This window comes from Mycobacterium scrofulaceum (assembly GCF_002086735.1).
GTDB lineage: Bacteria > Actinomycetota > Actinomycetes > Mycobacteriales > Mycobacteriaceae > Mycobacterium > Mycobacterium scrofulaceum.
Genome location: NZ_MVIJ01000057.1, coordinates 1 through 22,273, shown reverse-complemented (window position 1 = coordinate 22,273; position 22,273 = coordinate 1). Strand labels below are relative to the sequence as shown.

Genomic DNA, 22,273 nt, shown 5'->3' with positions numbered 1-22,273 from the left:
ACCCACCAAGCCGCCGATGATTCATATTGATATCGCTATATTTCAATGTTAACGTCGAGCGAGCATTCATCGACGCAACGACGACAGGGAGGTCCGGGCAATGGCGGGGTACGCACTCTTGGCGAAAGCGGCATCGACGGTGGTCACCGGCCTCGTCGGCGTGACGGCCTACGAAGTGGTGCGCAAGGCCGTGGCCAAGGCCCCCCTGCACGAGACCGCCGTGTCGGCCGCCGAACTGGGGCTGCGCGGCACCCGCAAGGCCGAGGAGGCCGCCGAGTCGGCGCGGCTGAAGATCTCCGACGTGATGGCCGAGGCCCGCGAGCGCGTCGGCGAGGAGGCGCCCACGCCCGCCGTCGGTAACGGTCACGACCACGAGCACTGATCCGTGGGCATGACCCTCGCGATCACCGACGACCCCACCCTGGCCGTCGTCTCGGACGCCGCCGGCCGCATGCGGGTGTCCGCCGGCTGGGTGCGCGGCGACTCCCGGCGCGCCGTGGCGGTCGAGGAGGCCGTCGCCCAGCAGGAGGGCGTGCGGGTTGTGCACGCCTACCCGCGGACCGGATCGGTGGTCGTCTGGTATTCACCCCGCCGCTGCGATCGCTCCGCGGTGCTGGGCGCGATCAGCTCCGCCGCACACGTCGCCGCCGAGCTGATCCCGGCCCGCGCGCCGCATTCGGCGGAGATCCGCAACACCGACGTGTTGCGGATGGTCGTCGGCGGGGCGGCGCTGGCCCTGCTGGGCGTGCGCCGCTACGTCTTCGCCCGGCCGCCGCTGCTCGGCCCGAACGGGCGGGCACTGGCCACCGGCGTCACCATCTTCACCGGCTACCCCTTCCTGCGCGGCGCGCTGCGCTCGCTGCGCTCCGGGAGGGCCGGCACCGACGCCCTGGTGTCGGCGGCCACGGTGGCGAGCCTGGTGCTGCGCGAGAACGTGGTGGCGCTGACGGTGCTGTGGCTGCTCAACATCGGCGAGTACCTGCAGGACCTGACCCTGCGCCGCACCCGGCGGGCCATCTCGGAGCTACTGCGGGGCAGCCAGGACACCGCGTGGATCCGCCTGGCGGACGGGGCCGAGGTCCAGGTGCCCATCGACAGCGTGCAGATCGGCGACGAGGTGATCATTCACGACCACGTCGCCATACCGGTGGACGGCGAGGTGGTCGACGGCGAGGCCATCGTCAACCAGTCCGCGATCACCGGCGAGAACCTGCCCGTTTCCGTCGTCGCCGGCGCGCACGTGCACGCCGGCTCGGTCGTGGTGCGCGGGCGCCTGGTGGTGCGCGCCGAGGCCGTCGGCAACCAGACCGCGATCGGGCGCATCATCAGCCGGGTCGAGGAGGCCCAACACGACCGGGCGCCGATCCAGACCGTCGGCGAGAACTTCTCCCGGCGCTTCGTGCCCACCTCGTTCATCGTCTCGGCCCTCACCCTGGCGGTCACCGGCGACGTGCGTCGCGCGATGACGATGCTGTTGATCGCCTGCCCCTGCGCGGTGGGCCTGTCCACCCCGACCGCGATCAGCGCCGCGATCGGCAACGGGGCGCGCCGCGGCATCCTGATCAAGGGCGGCTCGCACCTCGAACAGGCCGGCCGGGTGGACGCAATCGTCTTCGACAAGACCGGAACGCTGACCGTCGGCCGCCCGGTGGTCACCAATATCATTGCACTGCACAAGGATTGGGAGCCGGAGCAGGTGCTGGCGTACGCGGCGAGCTCGGAGATCCACTCCCGGCATCCGCTGGCCGAGGCGGTGATCCGCTCGACCGAGGAGCGCCACATCACCATCCCGCCGCACGAGGAATGCGAGGTCCTGGTGGGCCTGGGCATGCGCACCTGGGCCGACGGCCGCACCCTGCTGCTGGGCAGCCCCGGGCTGTTGCGCGCCGAGAGCGTGCGGGTGTCCAAGAAGGCGTCGGATTGGGTGGACCGGCTGCGGCGGCAGGCCGAGACCCCGCTGTTGCTGGCGGTCGACGGCAAGCTGGTGGGGCTGATCAGCCTGCGCGACGAGGTGCGGACCGAGGCCGTCGAGGTGCTCAAGCAATTGCGGGACAACGGCATTCGCCGGATCGTCATGCTGACCGGCGACCACCCGGACATCGCGCAGGTGGTCGCCGAGGAGCTGGGGATCGACGAGTGGCGCGCCGAGGTGATGCCCGAGGACAAGCTCGAGGTGGTGCGCGGGCTGCAGGACGACGGCTACGTGGTCGGCATGGTCGGCGACGGCATCAACGACGCCCCGGCGCTGGCGGCCGCCGACATCGGGATCGCCATGGGCCTGGCCGGAACCGACGTCGCGGTCGAGACCGCGGACGTGGCGCTGGCCAACGACGACCTGCACCGCCTGCTCGACGTGCGGGACCTGGGCGCCCGCGCCGTCGACGTCATCCGGGAGAACTACGGCATGTCCATCGCGGTGAACGCCGCCGGGCTGATCATCGGTGCGGGCGGGGCGCTGTCCCCGGTGCTGGCCGCGATCCTGCACAACGCGTCGTCGGTGGCGGTGGTGGCCAACAGTTCCCGGCTGATCAGGTATCGGCTTTAACCGCCGCGAGACCGCAACTGGCGACGGCATCCCTCGGCGAACGCGTCGCGGGATACAGTTTCGCGGCGGGAACTAGCAGCAGTCGTGGCCGCGCCAGGCCCGCACGCCCTGCCACGCCGCGGCGCCGGCGATGACCAGCCCGACCACCGGGTCGATCCGCCAGCCGCCGGACCACAGCGCGGTCGCGGCGAGCCCCACGAGCACCCCGGCCGCCTGAGCGCCGCACAGGTAGTTCTGGATGCCCTCGGCCTCGGTGGCCCCCGAATCCAGCCGCGCGCCCAGCCGGCGGTTGGCCCGGCCGAGGACCGGCATGACCAGCAGCCCGGCCGCCGTCAGCGCGATGCCGATCGCCGACGTTTCGGCGTGCTGCTCACCGGTGAGCTCGCGAATCGATTCGGCGGCGATGTAGGGAGCGGTCAGCCAGAACGACAGCGCCACACCCTGTTGCGCGCGCCGCTCGGCGCCCGCGGAATAGGTCCGCGACCCGCTGAACCGCCACACCACCATCGCGCTGGCCAGGGCCTCGGACAGCCCGCCGAGGGCCCACCCGGTCAGCGCCACCGAGCCGACCGCCAACCCCTGCCACAGGCCGATGCCACCCTCGACGAGGACCGCAACCAGGCTGATCCAGGCCAGGCGGCGCGCCCACCCCGCGTCGCGCCGCCACCCGGCGTCGCGCGTCGCGGCGACGGCGCATTCATGGGCGGTCAGCGAGGATGTGGTCACCTGCGCGAGGGTAGCGGCGATCGTGGACGGCCGCGAGCCTCGACACCCGGTGGTAACACAACCGTGTCAAACCTGGCGGGTCAGCACCCGCTTGAGCACCTTGCCGCCCGCGTTGCGGGGCAGCGCGTCGACGAAGCGGACATCGCGCGGAATCTTGAAGCGCGCCAAGCGGTTCCGGACGTACTCCTGGACGTCGCGCTCGGTCAGCGCGGCGCCCGGGCGGACCACGACGTAGGCGCGCAACCGCTGGCCGAACTCTTCGTCGTCGACGCCGACCACCGCGGCCTCCAGGACGTCGGGATGGTGCGCGAGCGCCTCTTCCACCTCGCCGGGGTACACGTTCTCCCCGCCGGAGACGATCATGTCGTCGGCGCGCCCGTCGATGAAAAGCCTGCCCTCGGAATCGAAATGGCCGATGTCGCCGGTGGACATCAGGCCATCGATGGATTCCTTGGTGCCGCCGCCGGTGTATCCCTCGAAGGCGAGCACGTTGCCGACGAAGATCCGCCCCGGCGTTCCCGGTGGGACCCCCTGGCCGTCGCCGGTGAGAATTTTGACGACCGAGCCGGGCACCACCGCTCCGACGCAGCCGGGCGCGGCGGCCAGGTCGGCGGGCGTGGCGATGGTGGCGTAGGCGACCTCGGTGGACCCGTACATGTTGTAGACCACCGGGCCGAGCGTCGCGAGCGCTTGAGTGGCCAGCGCGGCCCCCAGCTGGGAACCGCCGACGAACACGATGCGCAGCGACGACAGGTCGAGTTCGGCCAGGGCCGCCGGCCCCAGATCGAGGATGCGCCGCAACATGATCGGTACGACGATCATCGCGCTCGCCCGATGCGCGGCCACCCCGGCCAGCGCCTGGCGGGCGTCGAAATGGCGGCGCAGCACCAGGGTCGAACCCAGCACCATCGCATACATCGCGTGGCTGAAACCCATCGAATGAAACAGCGGCACACAGCATTCGGTGACTTCCCGGCCACGGAACGGCACCTTGCCGAGCAGGCCGCCGACCGGTATCAGCGAAGAGGGCTCCGAACGGGTGGCACCCTTCGGGGTTCCCGTCGTCCCGCTGGTCGAGATGACGATCGCGGGCCGACCACCGGACGGGGGCGGCGGGCTGGGGTCGCCGCGCTCGATCAGCGCGTCCAGGGTGTCGGGCGCGGGCTTATCCGTCCAGGCCCGGATCCGGCCCAGCCGGAGCTCGACGTCCCCGACGACCGCGCCGTACTCCTCGTCGTACACCAGCAGGTCGGCGCGTTCGGAGGCGAGCATCCCGGCCAGCTGCGCGGCGCCGAAGCCGGTGTTGAGCAGCAAGACGCCGGCGCCGCACTTGGCGGCGCCGTAGACCGCCTCCAGGAAGCCGCGGTGGTTGCCCACCAGGATCGCCACGGCCGCGCCCGGGCCGAGGCCGCGCCGCCGCCACTCGCCGGCCAGCGCGTTGGTCCGCTCGTCGAGCTCGCCGAACGTGAGGGGGCCCCGCTCGTCGATCAGCGCCACCCCGTCGCGGTCCCGCCCGGCGGCGATCGCCGTCGCCGCGCCGAGCAGTCCGTAGCGGCGCACGGCGCGCAGCACCGGCACGACCCGGCCGGGCGGGACCCACCGCAATCCCCCGGACCGGGCGTACAGCAGCAGTGACCGGGCTTCCAAATCCACGCGCCGAAGAATCTGCACGCCTCGATGCTGCCGCCCGCCCCGGCCGCCGAGAAGGGCGCAACGCCACTACCGGGTGGGTCTTTCGTCACCATCGTTACTCTGGTTAACGACTCCACCGAAAGGGCACTGACGATGACGCGCACCGACAACGACAGCTGGGATTTGGCCACGAGCGTGGGGGCCACCGCCACCATGGTGGCGGCCGGGCGGGCCAGGGCCACCCGCGACGGGTTGATCGACGATCCGTTCGCCGAGCCCCTGGTGCGCGCCGTCGGCGTCGACTTCATGACGCGATGGGCCGCCGGCGAACTGAGCTCGGCAGACGTCGACGAGCCCGGCGCGCCGTGGGGCATGCAACGCATGACCGACATGTTGGCCGCGCGCACGCGCTACATCGACGCGTTCTTCGCCGAGGCCGGCGAGACCGGCATCCGCCAGGTGGTCATCCTGGCCTCCGGCCTGGACGCGCGCGCCTATCGGTTGCCCTGGGCGGCGGGCACCACGGTGTTCGAGATCGACCAGCCGCAGGTCATCGAGTTCAAGACCGCCACCATCGCCGAGCTGGGCGCCGAGCCCACCGCCGAGGTCCGCGCCGTCCCGATCGACCTGCGCCACGACTGGCCGGCGGCGCTGCGTGAGGCCGGGTTCGACACCGGGCGGCCGACCGCCTGGGCCGCCGAGGGCCTGCTCGGCTTCCTGCCGCCCGAGGCGCAGGACCGGCTGCTCGACGACATCACCGCGCTCAGCGCCGACGGCAGCCGGCTGGTGGCCGAGGTCTTCATCAACTCCGGCGACAACGGGGACGCCTTGAACGCCGCCAGCCAGAAGTGGCGGGAGAACGGCCTGGACATCGCGCTGGGCGACCTGGGCTTCCCGGGCGAGCGCAACGACGCGGGGACGTACCTGGAGCGGCACGGCTGGCGCCCGGTTCGCACACCCCTGAATCAGTTGTTGGCCGACAACGGGTTACCTTTGCAGCGCACCGACCCCGGTGCGCCGTTCGCGCAGAACTACTACTGCATCGCGGAGTTGCACACGGCCCGTTGACGGAAGGCCACCCATGGCAGACAGCACGCCCGCCAAGCCACTTGACGGGTTCCGGGTACTGGATTTCACCCAGAACATCGCCGGCCCGCTGGCCGGGCAGGTGCTGGCCGACCTGGGCGCCGAGGTGATCAAGGTCGAGGCGCCCCTGGGTGAGGCGGCCCGGCAGATCACGGCGGTGCTGCCCGGGCGCCCGCCGCTGCCCACGCTGTTCCTGCCGCACAACCGGGGCAAGAAATCGGTGGCGGTGGACCTCACCGACGACCAGGCCAAGCAACAGATCCTGCGGCTGGCCGACACCGCCGACGTGGTGCTGGAAGGGTTCCGCCCGGGCGTGATGGAGCGCATGGGCCTGGGTCCCGACGAATTGCGCGCCCGCAACCCGAAACTCGTCTACGCGCGGCTGTCGGCCTACGGCGGCAACGGACCGCACGGCAGCAGGCCGGGCGTCGACCTGATGGTCGCGGCCGAATCCGGCATGACCACCGGCATGCCGACGCCGACCGGCAAACCGCAGATCATCCCCTTCCAGCTCGTCGACGCCGCCAGCGGCCACGTGCTGGCGCAGGCGGTGCTGGCCGCGCTGCTCAACCGGGAGCGCCACGGCGTGGCCGACGTGGTGCGGGTCGCCATGTATGACGTCGCGGTCAACCTGCAGGCCGGCCAGCTCACGATCCACCTGAACAAGCCGAGCGAGGCGCCCAAGCCCGATGCGACGCCGAAACCCAAGCGGCGCAAGGGAGTCGGCTTCGCCACCCAGCCCTCCGACGCGTTCAGGGCCGCCGACGGGTACCTGGTGATCAGCGCGTACGTGCCCAAGCACTGGGCGAAGCTGTGCCAGCTCATCGGCCGGCCGGACCTGCTGACCGACGAGCGGTTCGTCGACCAGCGTTCGCGCGCAATGAATTACCCGGAGTTGACCGAGGAGCTCGAGTCGGCGCTGGCCGCCAAGACCGCGGCGGAATGGGTTGAGCTGCTGCAGCAGGGCGGCCTGATGGCCTGCCTCGCCTACACCTGGAAGCAGGTGGTGGACACCCCGCTGTTCGCCGAGAACGAGCTCGCGCTGCGGGTGGGCGCCGGCGGCGACGCGGTCACGGTGGTCCGCATGCCGGCGCGCTACTCGAGCTTCGACGCGGCGGCCGCCGAACCGCCGCCGGCGCCGGGGCAGCACAACGAGGAGTTCCTCACCGCCCCGCAAACCACCACCCCATAAGCCGTCACTGGCTGGGCAGCCGCACCACCTGGACGAAGAACTCGTCGATCTGCCGGACCGCCTTCATGAACTGGTCCAGGTCGACCGGCTTGGTGACATAGGCGTTGGCGTGCAGCTTGTAGCTGCGCAGGATGTCTTCCTCCGCCGAGGAGGTGGTGAGCACGACGACCGGGATCCGGGCCAGGTCCGGGTCGGACTTGATCTTCTCCAGCAGCTGGCGCCCGTCGTATTTCGGCAGGTTCAGGTCCAGCAGGATGAGGTCGGGCCGCGGCGCGTCCTGGAACGGACCGCGCCGATAGAGGTAGTCGAGGCCTTCCTCGCCGTCGTGCGCGACGTGCAGCCGGTTATGCAACTTGTTGTGCTCGAACGCTTCCCGCGTGATGAGCTCGTCCCCCGGGTCGTCCTCGACGAGCAGGATGTCGATCGCCCTGCTTTCTAATGTCATTGATGCGCTCCTTCCAAAGCGTCTGAGTCTGCTTCGCCAACGGGCTCGGGCGCGGGCATGGGCAGGGTGAACTCGAACCGGGTTCCCTCGGTGCGGGTGGGGTCGATCCGGATGGTCCCGCCATGGTGCTCGACGATCTTCTTGACCAGCGCGAGGCCGACCCCGGTTCCCGCGTACACCTCGCGGCCGTGCAGGCGCTGGAAGATGACGAAGACCTTGTCGGAGAACTCCTGGGGAATGCCGATCCCGTTGTCCGACACGGTGATCACCCATTCGCCGTCGTGGCCGCCGGTGCCCGGTTCGCATTCGATGACGACGCGGGGCCGGCGATCCTTGTGCCGGAACTTCACCGCATTGCCGATGAGGTTCTGCCACAGCATCGTCAGCAGCATCGGATCGCCCTTGATCCGGGGCAGGGCGTCGGGGCGCACGATCTCGGCGTCCGACTCCTCGATCGCGGTGGCCAGGTTGGCCAGGCCGGAATCCAGCGTGGTGTCGAGATTGACGTCGGTTTCGGTGGTGCCGAGCCGGCCGACGCGGGAGAACGTGAGCAGGTCGTTGATCAGCGCCTGCATCCGTTTGGCGCCGTCGACCGCGAATCCGATGTATTCGATGCCGCGCTCGTCGAGCTGGTCGCCGTAGCGCCGCTCCAGCAGCTGACAGAAGGACGCGACCTTGCGCAGTGGCTCCTGCAGGTCGTGCGACGCCACGTAGGCGAACTGTTCGAGCTCGGTGTTGGACCGGCGCAATTCGGCCGCCTGCTCATCGAGTTGCGCCTGCGCCGAACGGGAGATCTCGAGCTCCTCGACCATCCGCCTGCGCATGTTCTCCACGTCAAGCGCCATGTCGCGAACGTCCTTGGGCCGCCGCGGCGGCGAGATGCTCTCGTCGAAGCTGCCCTGGGTGATCCGCCGGCACGCCGCGGCCAGCGCTGCCAGCGGGCGGGCGACCGTGTCCCGGATCAGGAGCCCCAGCACGCCGGCGGTGACGAAGAACAGCACCACCATCGCCCCCAGGGCCCGGTCGCGCCAGGCGTCGACGCGCTTGAGCTCGGCCGCGGCGGCCGCCCGCGCCGCCGACAGGTTCGCGTCCTGCTTGTCGAAAAGGGTTCGCAGATGGTCGAATTCGGCCTTGCCGCGCTCCGCCGACGGCTTGCTGGTGACGTTCTTGCCGTTGGGCAGCACCGTGGCGATGACCGGTTCGGCATAGCTCGCCCGCCACTTGGTGGCGGCGTCCTCGATCGCGTCCAGGTCGCCCATGAGGTCGGGGCGCTCGCCCAGGCGGCGCCGGATCTCTTGCGCCGCGGCCTGTTCGCTGTGCTGCCCGTCGTAGTACGGCATGAGGAACTGCCGGTCGCCTGCGATCAGGTAGCCACGGATGCCGGTCTCCTGGTCGCGCAGCGCGGCCTGCAGTTGGAAGGCCGCCACGCGCGCCGGCTGGATGTTGTCGACGAGTTCGTGCGTCATCTCGTCGGTGCGGTTGAGCAGCGCCGCGCCGACCAGCGCGCCGGCGAGCACCATCACGCCCATGCTGACCAGGACGAGGGCGTGCCATCCGCGCACCGTGAGCTCCGACGGGCGCAGGCGGCGCAACCTCGGGGTCACGTGGTGGTCCTTTCCACCCGCAGCACGGCGATGTCGTCGGTGAGGCCGCCCTGCGGCTGGGCGAGCTGCTGGGCCCCGTCGATCAGGGCGTCGACGAAGTCCGGGCCGGGCCTGTCGGCGTGCGCCCGGGCCAGCTCGAGCAGGCCGTCCTCGCCGAGCCGGCGGGTGCCCATTCCCGAGTAGCCCTCGAACAGCCCGTCCGTCAGCAGCAGCAGGCCGTGACCGGCGGGCAGGTCCATCTCGTGCCGCGGCCAGTCGTCGTCGGCGCGCAGCCCCAGGGCGGGACCGCCCGGCGGCTCCACCCATTCCACGGTGCCGTCGCGCTGCAACAGCATGCCGGGATGGCCGGCGCGGATGGCGGTGATGCGCGGGCTGTCCGGTGGGATCTCCAGGCTGAGCACGGTCGCGAAGACGCCGGTGTCCGTTCGCTCGGAGTGCAGCACCCGTTCGAGCTGCCGCATCAGTTCGACCCCGTGCACGCCGGCGAAGGTGAGCGCGCGGAAGGCGATCCGCAAGGCCGCGCCCAGGGCGGCCTCGTGCGGCCCGTGCCCGGCCACGTCGCCGATCAGCACGCGGACGACCCGGTCGGGCGTCTGCACCACGTCGTAGAAGTCACCGCACAGCAGCGCGTCCACGCGGCTCGGCCGGTACCGGGCGACGATGTCGACGCCGGGGTTGTCCAGCAGCAGCGGGGAGGGCAGCAGGCCGCGCTCCAGCAGCGCGTTCTCGCGGGCGCGCAGCCGGGTGGCGTGCAGGTCGGCCGCGATCAGCTCGGCGCGCTTGCGCTCGATCGCGTACAGCAGCGCTCGGCGCAGCATCTCGGGCTCGACGCGGCCCTTGACCAGATAGTCCTGGGCGCCGGCCGCGACCGCGGAGGCGCCGAAGTACTCGTCGTTCAGGCCGGTCAGCACGACGATCGGGACCGTGGCGTCGTGCTTGGCGATGCGGTCCAGCGCGTCGATGCCGTTGGCGTCGGGCAGGTGCAGATCCAGCAGCACGCAGTCGGGCCGGGCCGAGGCCAGCTCCCGCTCCGCGTGCGCCATCGACTGCGCCCACACCACCCGGATGTCGGCCACGGCGTCGGCGATCAGGTCTTCGACCAACACCGCGTCGGCGCGGTCGTCCTCGACCAACAGCAACGACAACGACTGCCAAGTCGCGGCCGGGGCCACCGGGGCGCGCACCGGCATCAATTCCCGGTCATCCGAGGATGCGCGGAGGAAGCCGCACTATTCACTGAGACCCCCTGCCGCGGACAAGACCGATCCGCACGACTCTACGTGCGGCCTCACCACCCCGAATGGTTAACCGTCGGTGATCCTATAGGTCACTCAGCGCAGCAGGGCCCGTGACATGACCACGCGCTGGATCTGGTTGGTGCCCTCGTAGATCTGGGTGATCTTGGCATCGCGCATCATCCGCTCGACGGGGAAGTCGACGGTGTAGCCAGCACCACCGAACAGCTGCACCGCGTCGGTGGTCACCTCCATCGCGACGTCGGACGCCCAGCACTTCGACGCCGCGGAGATGAAGCCCAGGTGGGATTCGCCGCGCTCGGCGCGCGCGGCCGCGTGGTAGACCATCAGCCGGGCGGACTCGAGCTTCATGGCCATGTCGGCGAGCATGAACTGCACACCCTGGTTGTCGGCGACCGGACGGCCGAACTGCTTGCGGTCCTTGGTGTAGGCGATCGCGGCGTCCAGCGCGCCCTGGGCGATCCCGACCGCCTGGGCGCCGATGGTGGGCCGGGTGTGATCCAGCGTGGCCAGCGCGGTCTTGAAGCCCGTACCCGGCTCGCCGATGATCCGATCCCCCGGGATGCGGCAGTTCTCGAAGTACAGCTCGGTGGTCGGCGAGCCCTTGATGCCCAACTTGCGTTCCTTCGGACCCACCGTGAAGCCCTCGTCATCCTTGTGCACCATGAACGACGAGATGCCGTTGGCGCCCTTGTCCGGGTCGGTCACCGCCATCACCGTGTACCACGACGACTTGCCGCCGTTGGTGATCCAGCACTTGGCGCCGTTGAGGATCCAGTCGTCGCCGTCGGCCTTGGCCCGGGTGCGCATCGAGGCCGCGTCACTGCCGGCCTCCCGCTCGGACAGCGCGTAGGAGGCCATCGCGGTGCCCTCGGCGATCGACGGCAACACCTGCTTCTTGAGCTCGTCGGAGCCGCGCAGGATCAACCCCATCGTGCCCAGCTTGTTCACCGCGGGAATCAGCGACGCCGACGCGTCGACCCGGGCGACCTCCTCGATCACGATGCACGCCGCCACCGAATCCGCACCCTGCCCGCCGTACTCCTCGGGCACGTGCACGGCGTTGAAGCCCGACGCGTTCAGCGCCTCGAGCGCCTCCTCGGGAAACCGCGAGTTCTCGTCGACGTCGGCGGCGTGCGGGGCGATCTCCTTCTCCGCCAACGCCCGGATCGCCGCGCGCAGCTCCTGGTGCTCCTCGGGCAACTGGAACAAATCGAACGACGGGTCTCCGCCCCAACCAGCCATCTCAAGCCTCCTTGCTACTCGCCGGTAACTTTACCGTGCAGCTTCTGCAGCGCCTCATCCTTGGCCCGCACGCTCTCGGCCAGCCGGCCTTGAAACTCGACGAGGCGGGCCCGCAGCTCCGGGTCGGACGCGCCGAGGATGCGCACGGCGAGCAGGCCGGCGTTGCGGGCGCCCCCGATCGAGACCGTGGCGACCGGGACGCCCGCGGGCATCTGCACGATCGACAGCAGCGAGTCCAGGCCGTCCAGGCGCGCCAGCGGCACGGGCACCCCGATCACCGGCAGCGGCGTCGCCGAGGCGACCATCCCGGGCAGGTGGGCGGCGCCCCCGGCACCGGCGATGATCACCTCGATGCCGCGGCCGGCCGCGCCGCGCGCGTAGTCGAACATCACCCCCGGCGTGCGGTGCGCCGAGACCACCCGGACCTCGGCGGGGACGTCGAACTCGGCCAGCGCCTCGGCGGCGTCGGACATCACCGACCAGTCGCTGTCGCTGCCCATGATCACGCCGACCCTGGGTTGTTTAGTCATGCGGATCCCATCCGTCCGTCCACCGCCCGTGTGACAACCAGTGTGCCGCGAGCGCGGCGCGTTCACGCAGCCCAGCCAGCCCGGCCAGGTCGGCGCCGAGGAAATTGACGTGGCCGACCTTGCGGCCGGGCCGCTCCTCCTTGCCGTAGAGGTGCACGCGGGCGTCGGGCATCCGCGCGAACAGGTGGTGGACCCGCTCGTCGAGGGTGATCGCCGGCCGTTGCGGGGCGCCCAGCACGTTGGCCATCACCGTCACCGGCGCGATGGCGTCGGTGTCGCCGAGCGGGTAGTCCAGCACCGCCCGCAGGTGCTGTTCGAACTGGCTGGTGCGCGCGCCGTCCATGGTCCAGTGCCCGGAATTGTGCGGCCGCATCGCGAGCTCGTTGACCAGCAGCGCGCCGTCGGCGGTCTCGAACAGCTCGACCGCCAGCACGCCCACCACCCCGAGTTCGCCCGCCAGTCGCAACGCCAGCCGCTGCGCGTCGGCGGCGACCTTGGCGGGCAGCCCGGGCGCGGGCGCGACCACCTGGACGCAGATTCCGTCGCGCTGCACGGTCTCGACGACCGGCCACGCCGCGCCCTGCCCGAACGGCGACCGGGCCACCAGGGCCGACAGTTCGCGGCGCAGGTTAACCTGTTCCTCGGCCATCACCGGCACGCCGTCGGCCAGGAAACCGGCCGCGATCTCGCGGGCATGCGACGGGTCGCGGGCCATCCGCACCCCGCGCCCGTCATACCCCCCACGCACCGCTTTCACCACCACGGGGCCGGCTATCCGCCGCGCGAACGCGTCGAGTTCGTCGACGGTGCCGATCTCGGCGTAGCGGGGCACCGGAACGTCGAGCGCCTCCAGCCGCCGGCGCATGACCAGCTTGTCCTGGGCGTGCACCAGCGCCTGCGGCGGCGGGGCGACGTTGACGCCCTCGGCGACCAGCTTGTCCAGCAGCTCGGTCGGCACGTGCTCGTGATCGAACGTCAGCACATGGGCGCCGGCGGCGACCCGGCGCAGGTCTTCCAGGTCGGTGTGCGACCCGATCACCACGTCGGGCGTGACCTGCGCGGCCGCTTCGTCGGCGGCGGTGGCCAGCACCCGGAGGGTCTGCCCCAGGGCGATCCCGGCCTGGTGGGTCATCCGGGCCAGCTGGCCACCGCCGACCATGGCGACCAACGGGGCTACTGCGGGGGCGGCCCCCGGCGGGCGTGTACTCGGCACGGCCATCATGGTGTCACGGCGCCGGCGGCGTGTTGACCGGCGGTGACGCCGAATCGTTATGTACGATTTTGCGTCGATTTTGTGTCCGTCCGTACACTGACCACTTGTGCCCTTCGCCGAAGCCGCAATCGAGCGCATGCCCGGGTTTATTCAGCCCTATTTGCAGCGCCACCACGAACTGATCAAATTCGCCATCGTCGGCGGAACCACGTTCGTGATCGACTCGGCGATTTTCTACACGCTGAAGCTGACAATTCTGGACTACAAGCCGGTCACCGCGAAGGTGATCGCCGGCATCGTCGCGGTCATCGCGTCCTACGTGCTGAACCGGGAATGGAGCTTCCGCGACCGCGGCGGCCGGGAACGCCACCACGAGGCGCTGCTGTTCTTCGCGTTCAGCGGCGTGGGGGTGCTGCTGTCCATGGCGCCGCTGTGGTTCTCCAGCTACGTCCTGCAACTGCGCGAGCCGATGGTCTCGCTGACCGTGGAGAACATCGCCGACTTCATCTCGGCCTACATCATCGGCAATTTGCTGCAGATGGCGTTCCGCTTCTGGGCGTTTCGGCGCTGGGTGTTCCCCGACGAGTTCGCCCGCAACCCCGAGAAGGCCCTGGAGTCCGCGCTGACCGCCGGCGGCATCGCCGAGATGCTCGAGGACGAGATCGAGGGTGGGAACGTGACGCCGCTGCGCGCCTGGCGCAACCGGGCCAGCCGGTCGACTCAGCTGGGCGACTCCTCCGACCCGAGGGTGTCGAAGACTTCGTGATAAAGCAGCGCGTGCACCTCGCGCAAACGCGGAATGTCGTAGAACTCCAACGGATCCTGTGACGCCGATTCGATAATCAGCGTCCCGGTGCGAAACATTCGTTCGGTAATCCGGTCGCGGAATTCCACGCTGTTGATCCGCGCCAGCGGGATATCGATTCCGGTGCGGGTGGCCACCCCGTGCCGAAACATCACCCTCCGGTTCGTCACGACGAAATGCGTGGTCAGCCAGCTCAAGAACGGCCACAGCGTCAGCCACCCGACGATCACCAGCCAGACGCCCCAGATGACGCCGTAGATGACGTTCTTGGCCAGCTGGTCCCAATGCGTCGAGTTGAGGTATCCGGACCCGAACGACGCCAGCGCGGTCGCTAGCAGCAACGCCACGACGGGCCAGATCAACCGCTTCCAGTGCGGGTGGCGGTGGACGATAACCTGCTCGCCGGCGGCCAGGACGTTATCGGGATAACTCATGCTCGCCGACATTAGCCCCACTTTGCTGCAATGCGTCATCGCCTCGGCGCCTTAATATCTTTCGGTGCACTCAGAAAGAACCCGCAGACAGTCGGCAATGCGGGCGGTGCACGGGTCGGAATCCCTCGGCGGTCTCGGCAAGGCCGTTGGCGCCGTCGGGGCAGCGCTCGGTGTCGTGGTCCTGGGCGCAGGCCCGGCTGCCGCCGACGGCCCGGTCCAGGTCAAGAGCCGACTAGGCGATGTCTGTCTGGACGCCCCGACGGGAAGTTGGTACAGCGCGCTGTTGATCAACCCGTGCAATGGCTCGGATTTCCAGCGCTGGAACGTCAATGGCCTGCAGCTCGAAAGCGTGGCCTTCCCCGGGAGCTGCCTGACCAAGCCCAGCGATAGTGCGTTTGCCCGCCTCGGGCCATGTCTGAACATGCCCGGCCAACGATGGACCGCCCAACCCGACGGCCAGGTCACGACCGCACTTCTGGGTGCCTGCCTCACGGTCCTGGGCGGCCCTGATCCCGCGACGCTGGTCTCTACTCGCTGGTGCAATGGCGACGCCGGCCAGGGGTGGGATTACGTCCCATGACGGGGCCTGCCCTCAGCTAGCGCAAATGCACCACGTCGCCCGCGGAAACGACGACGGTCTGCGCCCCGGTGTCGATGCACAGCCTGCCCTGGTCGTCGACGGCGGTCGCGAGTCCGACGACCTCCCGGCCGCCGGGCAGGTGGGCCCGCACCCGGTTGCCCAGGGTGAGGCTCCGCGCCCGGTAGTCGGCCGCCAGCGCCCAGTCCGCCCCGCGCGCGGCGCGCCAGGCGACGATCCGCCGCCCCAGCTCGGTCAGCAGAGCGCTCACCACCCGGGTGCGGTCGGGCGACGCGAGGCCGAGGTCGGCCAGCGAGGTCGCCCCCTCGATGCCGTCGGGTGCCTCAAACACGTTGAGCCCCAAGCCGATCACCACCACCGGCCGGGCCACCTCGGCCAGGATGCCGGCCAGCTTGCCCGGGGAGCCCGGGAGGCCCGCCAGCACGTCGTTGGGCCACTTGAGCCCCACCTCGACCCCGTCGAGCAGCGGGGCCACCGTGTCGACCACCGCCACCCCGGTCGCCAGCGGCAGCCAGCCCCACCCGGCGGTCGGCACGTCGACGACGCTGACCCCCACCGACATCGTGATCTGGGTGCGGGGCGTGGCCGACCACCCGCGCCCCTGCCGCCCCCGCCCGGCCGTCTGGTGCTCGGCGATCAGCACGGCCCCGGCCAGATCCGCCCCGGACGCCGCCTGCGCGAGCAGGTCGGCGTTGGTGGAGCCCGTTTCCTCGACGACGTCGAGCCGGCGCCAGCCGAGTCCGGTACCGATCAGCTCGGCTCGTAATGCGGCCTGGTCCAACGGTGCTGGGAGGCGGTCTCGGTCCGTCACCGGACCCAGCCTAGAACTCAGCGGCGCCGGTCGAGCATGTCCAGCACGGCCAGGTGACTGAACAGCATGCTGGTCCCGATCGGGTTGCCGCCGCCGGGATACGCGGTGCCGCTGGGCGCGGCCATCGTGTTGCCGGCGGCGTACAAGCCGGGGATCGGGTTGCCCGACGTGTCGAGCACCCGGGCGGCGGTGTCGGTGCGCAGGCCGCCCTTGGTGCCCAGGTCCGAGATGCCGAACGCCGCGGCGTGATACGGCGGCGAGTCGATGGGCACCAGCGGCGAGGCGCCCCCCGAGAACGCGCGGTCGAAAGCCTCGTCGCCCCTGCCGAAGTCCTCGTCGACGCCGGACGCGGCAAAACCGTTGAACCGGGCCACCGTTGCCGCCAGGTTCTCCCCGGGCACACCGATCTCGGCGGCGAGGTCCTCGAGGGTGTCCGCGGTGTGCCACAGGCCGGCGGCGACGTACTTCTCGGTCTCCACGATGGTGACGTTGGCCGCCTTCACCGGCGGCACCTCGCCCTCCTTGTCGTCGTAGATCATCCAGTACGGCAACGTGAGTGAGCCGTCGCGCAGCTGCGCGATGATCTCGCGCCCGGCCCGGTCGTAGGCGCGGGACTCGTTGACGAACCGGTCGCCGTCCTGGTTGACGAAGATGCCGCCGGTGAACCACAGCGCGAAGGCGGACCGGCCGTCGGGATGGGTCATGCCCGGCGACCACCACGCCTGGTCCAGCAGGTCGGTGGCGGCGCCCGCGGCGATGCCGGCCCGCAGCGCCAGACCGCGACTCCCCGGGCCGCCCATGGTGTCTCGCGCCGCGCCCGGCACCCCGTACCTGCGCCGCAATTCCTCGTTGTTCTCGAAGCCGCCGGCGGCCAGCAGCACGCCGAGCCGGGTGCGGATCGCGCTGCGCTGACCATCGCTCTCCACGATCGCTCCGGTCACGGCCCCGCCGGACAGGACCAGCTCGACCAGGGCGGTGTTGCGCCGCAGCGACGCGTTCGGGTACTGACCGATGGCCGTGAGGAACCGCGCGATCAGGGCGCGACCCCCCAAGTAGTAGTCGGAGGGCGGTTGTGCGCCGAGCCGGTCGGTGTCCAGCGGTCCGCGGATCGCCTCCCGCAGTTCGGGGGCGGCGGCCACCTTCCAGGGCTTCGCGGCGATGTGGCGCCGACCGTCCAGCCGCGCCTTCGGCGCCCTGCCGTAGTAGTCCGGCCAGGGCAGCGGCACGAACTTCAGCAGGGGATCGGCCTCCAAATACTCGATCAGCGGCGCGCCGCCGCGGACGTAGGCTTCCTGCAGCTCACGGGGGGTGCGGTCGCCGACCACGGCGTGGTAGTAGGTGAGCGCGTCCTCGATGGTGTCGTCAAAGGAGCCGGGCGGGGCGGCCCGGACCAGCACCGGGTTGCAGGGAAACCACACCCCACCCCCACCGGAGTAGGCGGTGGTCCCACCGAATTTCGACGTGGCCTCGACCAGCAGCACGTCCAGGCCCTCGCGCGCCGCGGTGTAGGCGCCGGTGACCCCGCCACCCCCCGATCCCGCGACCAGCACATCGCATTCGGCCGCCCAGTCCGCAGTTCCCACCGGGCGGGCGTCCATCAGCGGAGACTACCTCGCCGCTAAGCTCGACTCCCATGACAAGCGTTACCGACTCCTCTTCTCATACCGCAGAGCCCGCAGCCGAGCACACCATCGACATCCACACCACGGCCGGCAAGCTGGCCGAGCTGCACAAGCGCCGGGAAGAGTCGCTGCACCCGGTGGGCGAAGAGGCCGTCGACAAGGTGCACGCCAAGGGCAAGCTGACCGCCCGCGAGCGCATCCTCGCCCTGCTCGACGAGGACTCGTTCGTGGAGCTCGACGCGCTGGCGCGACACCGCAGCAAGAACTTCGGGCTGGAGAACAACCGGCCGCTGGGCGACGGCGTGATCACCGGCTACGGCACCATCGACGGCCGCGAGGTGTGCATCTTCAGCCAGGACGCCACGGTGTTCGGCGGCAGCCTGGGCGAGGTGTACGGCGAGAAGATCGTCAAGGTCCAGGAGCTGGCGATCAAGACCGGCCGCCCGCTGATCGGCATCAACGACGGCGCGGGCGCGCGGATCCAGGAGGGCGTGGTCTCGCTCGGCCTGTACAGCAAGATCTTCCGCAACAACATCCTGGCCTCGGGCGTCATCCCGCAGATCTCGCTGATCATGGGCGCCGCGGCCGGCGGGCACGTCTACTCCCCCGCCCTGACCGACTTCGTGGTGATGGTCGACCAGACCAGCCAGATGTTCATCACCGGGCCGGACGTCATCAAGACGGTCACGGGCGAGGACGTCACCATGGAGGAGCTCGGCGGCGCCCACACCCACATGGCCAAGTCGGGCACCCTGCACTACGTCGCCTCGGGCGAGCAGGACGCCTTCGACTGGGTGCGCGACCTGCTGAGCTACCTGCCGCCGAACAACGCCACCGACGCGCCGCGCTACGCCGAGCCCGTCCCGGAGGGTGCGATCGAGGACAACCTCACCGACGAGGACCTCGAGCTGGACACCCTGATCCCGGACTCGGCGAACCAGCCGTACGACATGCACGAGGTGATCACCCGCATCCTCGACGACGACGAGTTCCTGGAGATCCAGAACGGCTACGCCACCAACATCGTCGTGGGGTTCGGCCGCATCGAGGGCCGGCCGGTCGGGATCGTGGCCAACCAGCCCACCCAGTTCGCCGGCTGCCTGGACATCAACGCCTCGGAGAAGGCGGCCCGGTTCGTGCGGACCTGCGACTGCTTCAACATCCCGATCATCATGCTGGTGGACGTCCCGGGCTTCCTGCCCGGCACCGGCCAGGAGTACAACGGCATCATCCGGCGCGGCGCCAAGCTGCTGTTCGCCTACGGCGAGGCCACCGTCCCGAAGATTACCGTCATCACCCGCAAGGCCTACGGCGGCGCGTACTGCGTCATGGGCTCCAAGGACATGGGCTGCGACGTCAACATCGCCTGGCCCACCGCGCAGATCGCGGTGATGGGCGCCTCCGGGGCCGTCGGCTTCGTCTACCGCAAGCAGCTGGGCGAGGCGGCCAAGGAGGGCAAGGACGTCGACGCGCTGCGGCTGGAGCTGCAGCAGGAGTACGAGGACACTTTGGTCAACCCGTACGTCGCCGCCGAGCGGGGCTACGTCGACGCGGTGATCCCGCCGTCGCACACCCGCGGCTATATCGGCACGGCGCTGCGGCTGCTGGAGCACAAGATCTCGCACCTGCCCCCCAAGAAGCACGGGAACATACCGCTGTGACGAACGAACTGAGCGACGAAAACGGTTCCGAGGCAACTGAAGCCGCGCCACAGGCACACGAGCCGCACATCCGCATCCTCAAGGGTCATCCCACCGACGAGGAGGTGGCCGCGCTGGTCGCGGCGCTGGGCTCCGTCGGGGGAGGCGTGCCCGAACCCGGCGAGCCCGAGCGCACCCGGTGGGGCCTGCCGGTGGACCGGCTGCGTTTCGCGATGTCCAACTACCAGCGGCTCACCTTCCAGCAGATGACGCACATGAAGCGTTGACCCGCCTGGTCCTCGCCTCGGCCTCGCCGGGGCGCCGCAGGGTGCTCCGCCAGGCCGGCGTCGATCCGCTGGTCGTGGTCTCCGGGGTGGACGAAGACGCCGTCGTCTCCGGACTGGGGCCCGACGCCGAACCGGCCGAGGTGGTCTGCGCGCTGGCGGCGGCCAAGGCCGAGCGGGTGGCGAACGAGCTGGACGGCGCCGTCGCCGCGAATTGCGTTGTCCTGGGCTGTGATTCGATGCTCTACCTCGACGGCGAGCTGTGCGGCAAGCCCGGGTCGGCCGAGGCGGCGGCGGCCCAGTGGCGCCGCATGGGCGGCCGGTCGGGCCGGCTGCACACCGGCCACTGCCTGTTGCGCCTGGAGGGCGGCACCCTCACCCGACGCGAGGTGGAATCCGCCCGCACCACAGTGCGTTTCGCCGCGCCCGCCGACTCCGACCTGCGGGCGTACGTCGCCGGCGGGGAGCCGCTGGACGTGGCGGGCGGGTTCACCCTGGACGGGCTGGGCGGCTGGTTCGTCGACGGCATCGAGGGCGACCCGTCGAACGTGATCGGCGTGAGCCTGCCGCTGCTGCGGTCGCTGCTGGGCCGCGCGGGGCTGTCGGTGACCGCGCTGTGGGCCGGCAACCCCGCGAACCGCGAAACATAATCCTCTGCGACCCACAACGGCGTGTCTTCGCAGACGTTTATGTGTCGCGGCGTGCGAACGGCGGCAACCGCGGGTTCTGCCCCTGGCGGTAGGCTCGGCTGCGTGGCCTTACCCCCCGATCCCAGCCCGACCCTGACGGGTTACGCCCACCCCGAACGGCTGGTCACCGCCGACTGGGTGTCCGCCCACCTGGGCACCCCCGGCCTGGTGATCGTCGAATCCGACGAGGACGTCCTGCTCTACGACGTCGGCCATATCCCCGGCGCGGTCAAGATCGACTGGCACACCGACCTCAACGACCCGAGGGTGCGCGACTACATCAACGGCGAGCAGTTCGCCGAGCTGATGGACCGCAAGGGCATCGCGCGCGACGACACGGTGGTGATCTACGGCGACAAGAGCAACTGGTGGGCGGCCTACGCGCTGTGGGTCTTCACCCTGTTCGGTCACCCCGACGTGCGCCTGCTCAACGGCGGGCGCGACCTGTGGCTGGCCGAGCGCCGGGAGACCACCCTGGACGTCCCGACCAAGACCTCCTCCGGCTACCCCGTCGTCGCGCGCAACGACGAACCGATCCGGGCCTTCAAGGACGACGTGCTGGGCATCCTGGGCACCCAACCGCTGATCGACGTGCGCTCGCCGGACGAGTACACCGGCAAGCGCACCCACATGCCCGACTACCCGGAGGAGGGTGTGCTGCGCGGCGGACACATCCCGACCGCCCGGTCCATTCCCTGGGCCAGGGCCGTCGACGAGAGCGGGCGGTTTCGCAGCCGCGAGGAGCTCGAGGAGCTCTACGGCTTCATCGACCCGGACGACAAGACCGTCGTGTACTGCCGCATCGGCGAGCGGTCCAGCCACACCTGGTTCGTGCTCACCTACCTGCTCGGCAAGCCCGGGGTGCGCAACTACGACGGATCGTGGACCGAATGGGGCAACACCGTGCGCACGCCGATCGTCGGCGGCGACGACCCGGGGGACGCTCCGCCCCGATGACCCTGCCCGCCCCGTTGGCCGAGGTCGTGTCCGACTTCGCCGAAGTGCAGGGTCAGGACAAGCTGACGCTGCTGCTGGAATTCGCCAACGACCTCCCGGCCCTGCCACCGGAGTTGGAGGAACGGGCCATGGAGCCGGTGCCCGAGTGCCAGACCCCGCTCTTCCTCCACGTCGACGCCAGCGACCCGAACCGGGTGCGGTTGCACTTCAGCGCACCCGCCGAGGCTCCGACCACCCGGGGGTTCGCGTCGATCCTGGCGGCCGGCCTCGACGAGCAGCCCGCCGCCGACATCCTCGCGGTGCCCGAGGACTTCTACACCGACCTGGGGTTGGCCGCGCTGATCAGTCCGTTGCGACTGCGCGGTATGTCGGCGATGCTCGCCCGCATCAAGCGGCGCCTACGTGAGACGACCTGAGAAATCCGGCACCGCCTCAAAGGCGCGACGGCGCGGCGCTTAGACTTCGTTCGAGTTGTAAGAAACTCTCTTAAAGACGCGCGGGGAAACACGTCCGCAGATATGCCAAACAGGAGGCGCAGTGGCTAGTCACGCCAGCTCGAGGATCTCCAAAGTGCTTGTCGCCAACCGCGGCGAGATCGCTGTCCGGGTGATCCGGGCGGCCCGCGACGCAGGGCTGCCCAGCGTGGCGGTGTACGCCGAGCCCGACGCCGACGCGCCGCACGTGCGCCTCGCCGACGAGGCGTTCGCCCTGGGCGGCCAGACGTCCGCGGAGTCCTACCTGGACATCGGCAAGCTCCTCGACGCGGCGGCCAAGTCGGGCGCCAACGCCGTCCACCCCGGCTACGGCTTCCTCTCGGAGAACGCCGATTTCGCGCAGGCGGTCATCGACGCAGGCCTGATCTGGATCGGGCCCAGCCCCCAGTCGATCCGCGACCTCGGCGACAAGGTCACCGCCCGCCACATCGCCGCCCGCGCCCAGGCCCCCCTGGTCCCCGGCAC

23 protein-coding genes are annotated in these 22,273 nt (G+C 70.4%); 12 read left to right on the top strand and 11 right to left on the bottom strand.

Going from position 1 to position 22,273, the window contains the following annotated elements; genetic code table 11:
• Nucleotides 1-100: 100 nt before the first annotated feature.
• Together BST44_RS24925 and ctpC are read left to right on the top strand one after the other, a co-directional pair.
• The gene (locus tag BST44_RS24925) at nucleotides 101-382 is read left to right on the top strand and encodes a DUF1490 family protein (RefSeq protein WP_083179660.1); all 282 of its coding nucleotides are present in this window, start codon (nucleotides 101-103) and stop codon (nucleotides 380-382) included.
• Nucleotides 383-391: 9 nt separating this feature from the next.
• Nucleotides 392-2,545 (top strand): manganese-exporting P-type ATPase CtpC, encoded by a 2,154-nt coding sequence (gene ctpC / locus BST44_RS24920; protein WP_083179659.1) that lies wholly within the window; start codon nucleotides 392-394, stop codon nucleotides 2,543-2,545.
• Between the two features lie 72 nt (nucleotides 2,546-2,617).
• Here the strand turns inward: ctpC and BST44_RS24915 are convergent, their stop codons facing one another.
• Together BST44_RS24915 and BST44_RS24910 are read right to left on the bottom strand one after the other, a co-directional pair.
• Nucleotides 2,618-3,256 carry a cation efflux transmembrane domain-containing protein gene (locus BST44_RS24915; protein ID WP_142274687.1) on the bottom strand — a complete coding sequence of 213 codons (639 nt, stop codon included), beginning with the start codon at nucleotides 3,254-3,256 and terminating at the stop codon, nucleotides 2,618-2,620.
• Between the two features lie 81 nt (nucleotides 3,257-3,337).
• Nucleotides 3,338-4,924, bottom strand: coding sequence for an AMP-binding protein (locus BST44_RS24910; RefSeq protein WP_244184936.1), 1,587 nt, complete (start codon nucleotides 4,922-4,924; stop codon nucleotides 3,338-3,340).
• 132 nt (nucleotides 4,925-5,056) lie between these two features.
• Here BST44_RS24910 and BST44_RS24905 point away from each other — a divergent pair, with 132 nt between their 5' ends.
• Both BST44_RS24905 and BST44_RS24900 read left to right on the top strand, forming a co-directional pair.
• On the top strand, nucleotides 5,057-5,971 hold the full coding sequence (locus tag BST44_RS24905; RefSeq protein ID WP_083179657.1) for a class I SAM-dependent methyltransferase: 915 nt from the start codon (nucleotides 5,057-5,059) through the stop codon (nucleotides 5,969-5,971).
• Nucleotides 5,972-5,984: 13 nt separating this feature from the next.
• Nucleotides 5,985-7,181, top strand: a complete 1,197-nt coding sequence (locus BST44_RS24900) for a CoA transferase (RefSeq protein WP_083179656.1) — start codon at nucleotides 5,985-5,987, stop codon at nucleotides 7,179-7,181.
• Nucleotides 7,182-7,185: 4 nt separating this feature from the next.
• Here BST44_RS24900 and BST44_RS24895 read toward each other — a convergent pair whose 3' ends face one another.
• The 6 genes from BST44_RS24895 to BST44_RS24870 all read right to left on the bottom strand — a co-directional run bounded on the left by BST44_RS24895 (nucleotide 7,186) and on the right by BST44_RS24870 (nucleotide 13,483).
• Nucleotides 7,186-7,626, bottom strand: coding sequence for a response regulator (locus BST44_RS24895; protein ID WP_083179655.1), 441 nt, complete (start codon nucleotides 7,624-7,626; stop codon nucleotides 7,186-7,188).
• Complete coding sequence (locus BST44_RS24890; protein WP_244184937.1) at nucleotides 7,623-9,155, bottom strand: sensor histidine kinase; 1,533 nt, start codon at nucleotides 9,153-9,155, stop codon at nucleotides 7,623-7,625. The genes BST44_RS24895 and BST44_RS24890 overlap by 4 nt, the downstream gene beginning before the upstream one ends.
• Before the next feature lie 71 nt (nucleotides 9,156-9,226).
• Nucleotides 9,227-10,420 carry a PP2C family protein-serine/threonine phosphatase gene (locus tag BST44_RS24885; protein WP_083179653.1) on the bottom strand — a complete coding sequence of 398 codons (1,194 nt, stop codon included), beginning with the start codon at nucleotides 10,418-10,420 and terminating at the stop codon, nucleotides 9,227-9,229.
• Between the two features lie 141 nt (nucleotides 10,421-10,561).
• Nucleotides 10,562-11,731, bottom strand: a complete 1,170-nt coding sequence (locus BST44_RS24880) for an acyl-CoA dehydrogenase (protein ID WP_083179652.1) — start codon at nucleotides 11,729-11,731, stop codon at nucleotides 10,562-10,564.
• Nucleotides 11,732-11,745: 14 nt separating this feature from the next.
• The gene (gene purE, locus BST44_RS24875) at nucleotides 11,746-12,261 is read right to left on the bottom strand and encodes a 5-(carboxyamino)imidazole ribonucleotide mutase (protein ID WP_083179651.1); all 516 of its coding nucleotides are present in this window, start codon (nucleotides 12,259-12,261) and stop codon (nucleotides 11,746-11,748) included.
• Nucleotides 12,254-13,483 carry a 5-(carboxyamino)imidazole ribonucleotide synthase gene (locus BST44_RS24870; protein WP_142274685.1) on the bottom strand — a complete coding sequence of 410 codons (1,230 nt, stop codon included), beginning with the start codon at nucleotides 13,481-13,483 and terminating at the stop codon, nucleotides 12,254-12,256. The genes purE and BST44_RS24870 overlap by 8 nt, the downstream gene beginning before the upstream one ends.
• 97 nt (nucleotides 13,484-13,580) lie before the next feature.
• On the opposite strand from BST44_RS24870, the gene BST44_RS24865 reads away from it, so the two are divergent.
• Nucleotides 13,581-14,240 (top strand): GtrA family protein, encoded by a 660-nt coding sequence (locus BST44_RS24865; RefSeq protein WP_083179650.1) that lies wholly within the window; start codon nucleotides 13,581-13,583, stop codon nucleotides 14,238-14,240.
• On the opposite strand, the gene BST44_RS24860 is transcribed toward BST44_RS24865, so the two are convergent.
• Entirely contained in the window at nucleotides 14,195-14,713 is a 519-nt protein-coding gene (locus BST44_RS24860; RefSeq protein WP_083179668.1) for a PH domain-containing protein, read from the bottom strand. The two genes, BST44_RS24865 and BST44_RS24860, sit on opposite strands and share 46 nt — an antisense overlap.
• A 106-nt stretch (nucleotides 14,714-14,819) precedes the next feature.
• Here BST44_RS24860 and BST44_RS24855 point away from each other — a divergent pair, with 106 nt between their 5' ends.
• On the top strand, nucleotides 14,820-15,293 hold the full coding sequence (locus tag BST44_RS24855) for an Rv1419 family lectin (protein ID WP_439330753.1): 474 nt from the start codon (nucleotides 14,820-14,822) through the stop codon (nucleotides 15,291-15,293).
• A gap of 16 nt (nucleotides 15,294-15,309) precedes the next feature.
• Here BST44_RS24855 and BST44_RS24850 read toward each other — a convergent pair whose 3' ends face one another.
• Nucleotides 15,310-16,122 carry a biotin--[acetyl-CoA-carboxylase] ligase gene (locus BST44_RS24850; protein ID WP_083179648.1) on the bottom strand — a complete coding sequence of 271 codons (813 nt, stop codon included), beginning with the start codon at nucleotides 16,120-16,122 and terminating at the stop codon, nucleotides 15,310-15,312.
• Nucleotides 16,123-16,139: 17 nt separating this feature from the next.
• Nucleotides 16,140-17,720 (bottom strand): FAD-binding protein, encoded by a 1,581-nt coding sequence (locus BST44_RS24845; RefSeq protein ID WP_083179647.1) that lies wholly within the window; start codon nucleotides 17,718-17,720, stop codon nucleotides 16,140-16,142.
• Nucleotides 17,721-17,755: 35 nt separating this feature from the next.
• Between BST44_RS24845 and BST44_RS24840 the strand changes: the two genes are divergently transcribed.
• From BST44_RS24840 to BST44_RS24815, 6 genes are all read left to right on the top strand, one after another.
• On the top strand, nucleotides 17,756-19,405 hold the full coding sequence (locus BST44_RS24840) for an acyl-CoA carboxylase subunit beta (RefSeq protein WP_083179646.1): 1,650 nt from the start codon (nucleotides 17,756-17,758) through the stop codon (nucleotides 19,403-19,405).
• On the top strand, nucleotides 19,402-19,671 hold the full coding sequence (locus tag BST44_RS24835; protein ID WP_083179645.1) for an acyl-CoA carboxylase subunit epsilon: 270 nt from the start codon (nucleotides 19,402-19,404) through the stop codon (nucleotides 19,669-19,671). Before BST44_RS24840 ends, BST44_RS24835 begins: the two co-directional genes overlap by 4 nt.
• Complete coding sequence (locus tag BST44_RS24830; protein WP_083179644.1) at nucleotides 19,668-20,318, top strand: Maf family protein; 651 nt, start codon at nucleotides 19,668-19,670, stop codon at nucleotides 20,316-20,318. Before BST44_RS24835 ends, BST44_RS24830 begins: the two co-directional genes overlap by 4 nt.
• Before the next feature lie 102 nt (nucleotides 20,319-20,420).
• Nucleotides 20,421-21,314 carry a sulfurtransferase gene (locus BST44_RS24825; protein WP_083179643.1) on the top strand — a complete coding sequence of 298 codons (894 nt, stop codon included), beginning with the start codon at nucleotides 20,421-20,423 and terminating at the stop codon, nucleotides 21,312-21,314.
• A complete protein-coding gene (locus tag BST44_RS24820) occupies nucleotides 21,311-21,730 on the top strand; it encodes a SufE family protein (RefSeq protein ID WP_083179642.1) in 420 nt (139 codons plus the stop codon). Before BST44_RS24825 ends, BST44_RS24820 begins: the two co-directional genes overlap by 4 nt.
• Before the next feature lie 121 nt (nucleotides 21,731-21,851).
• On the top strand, nucleotides 21,852-22,273 hold a 422-nt coding region (locus tag BST44_RS24815), incomplete at its 3' end, for a biotin carboxylase N-terminal domain-containing protein (RefSeq protein ID WP_279628993.1).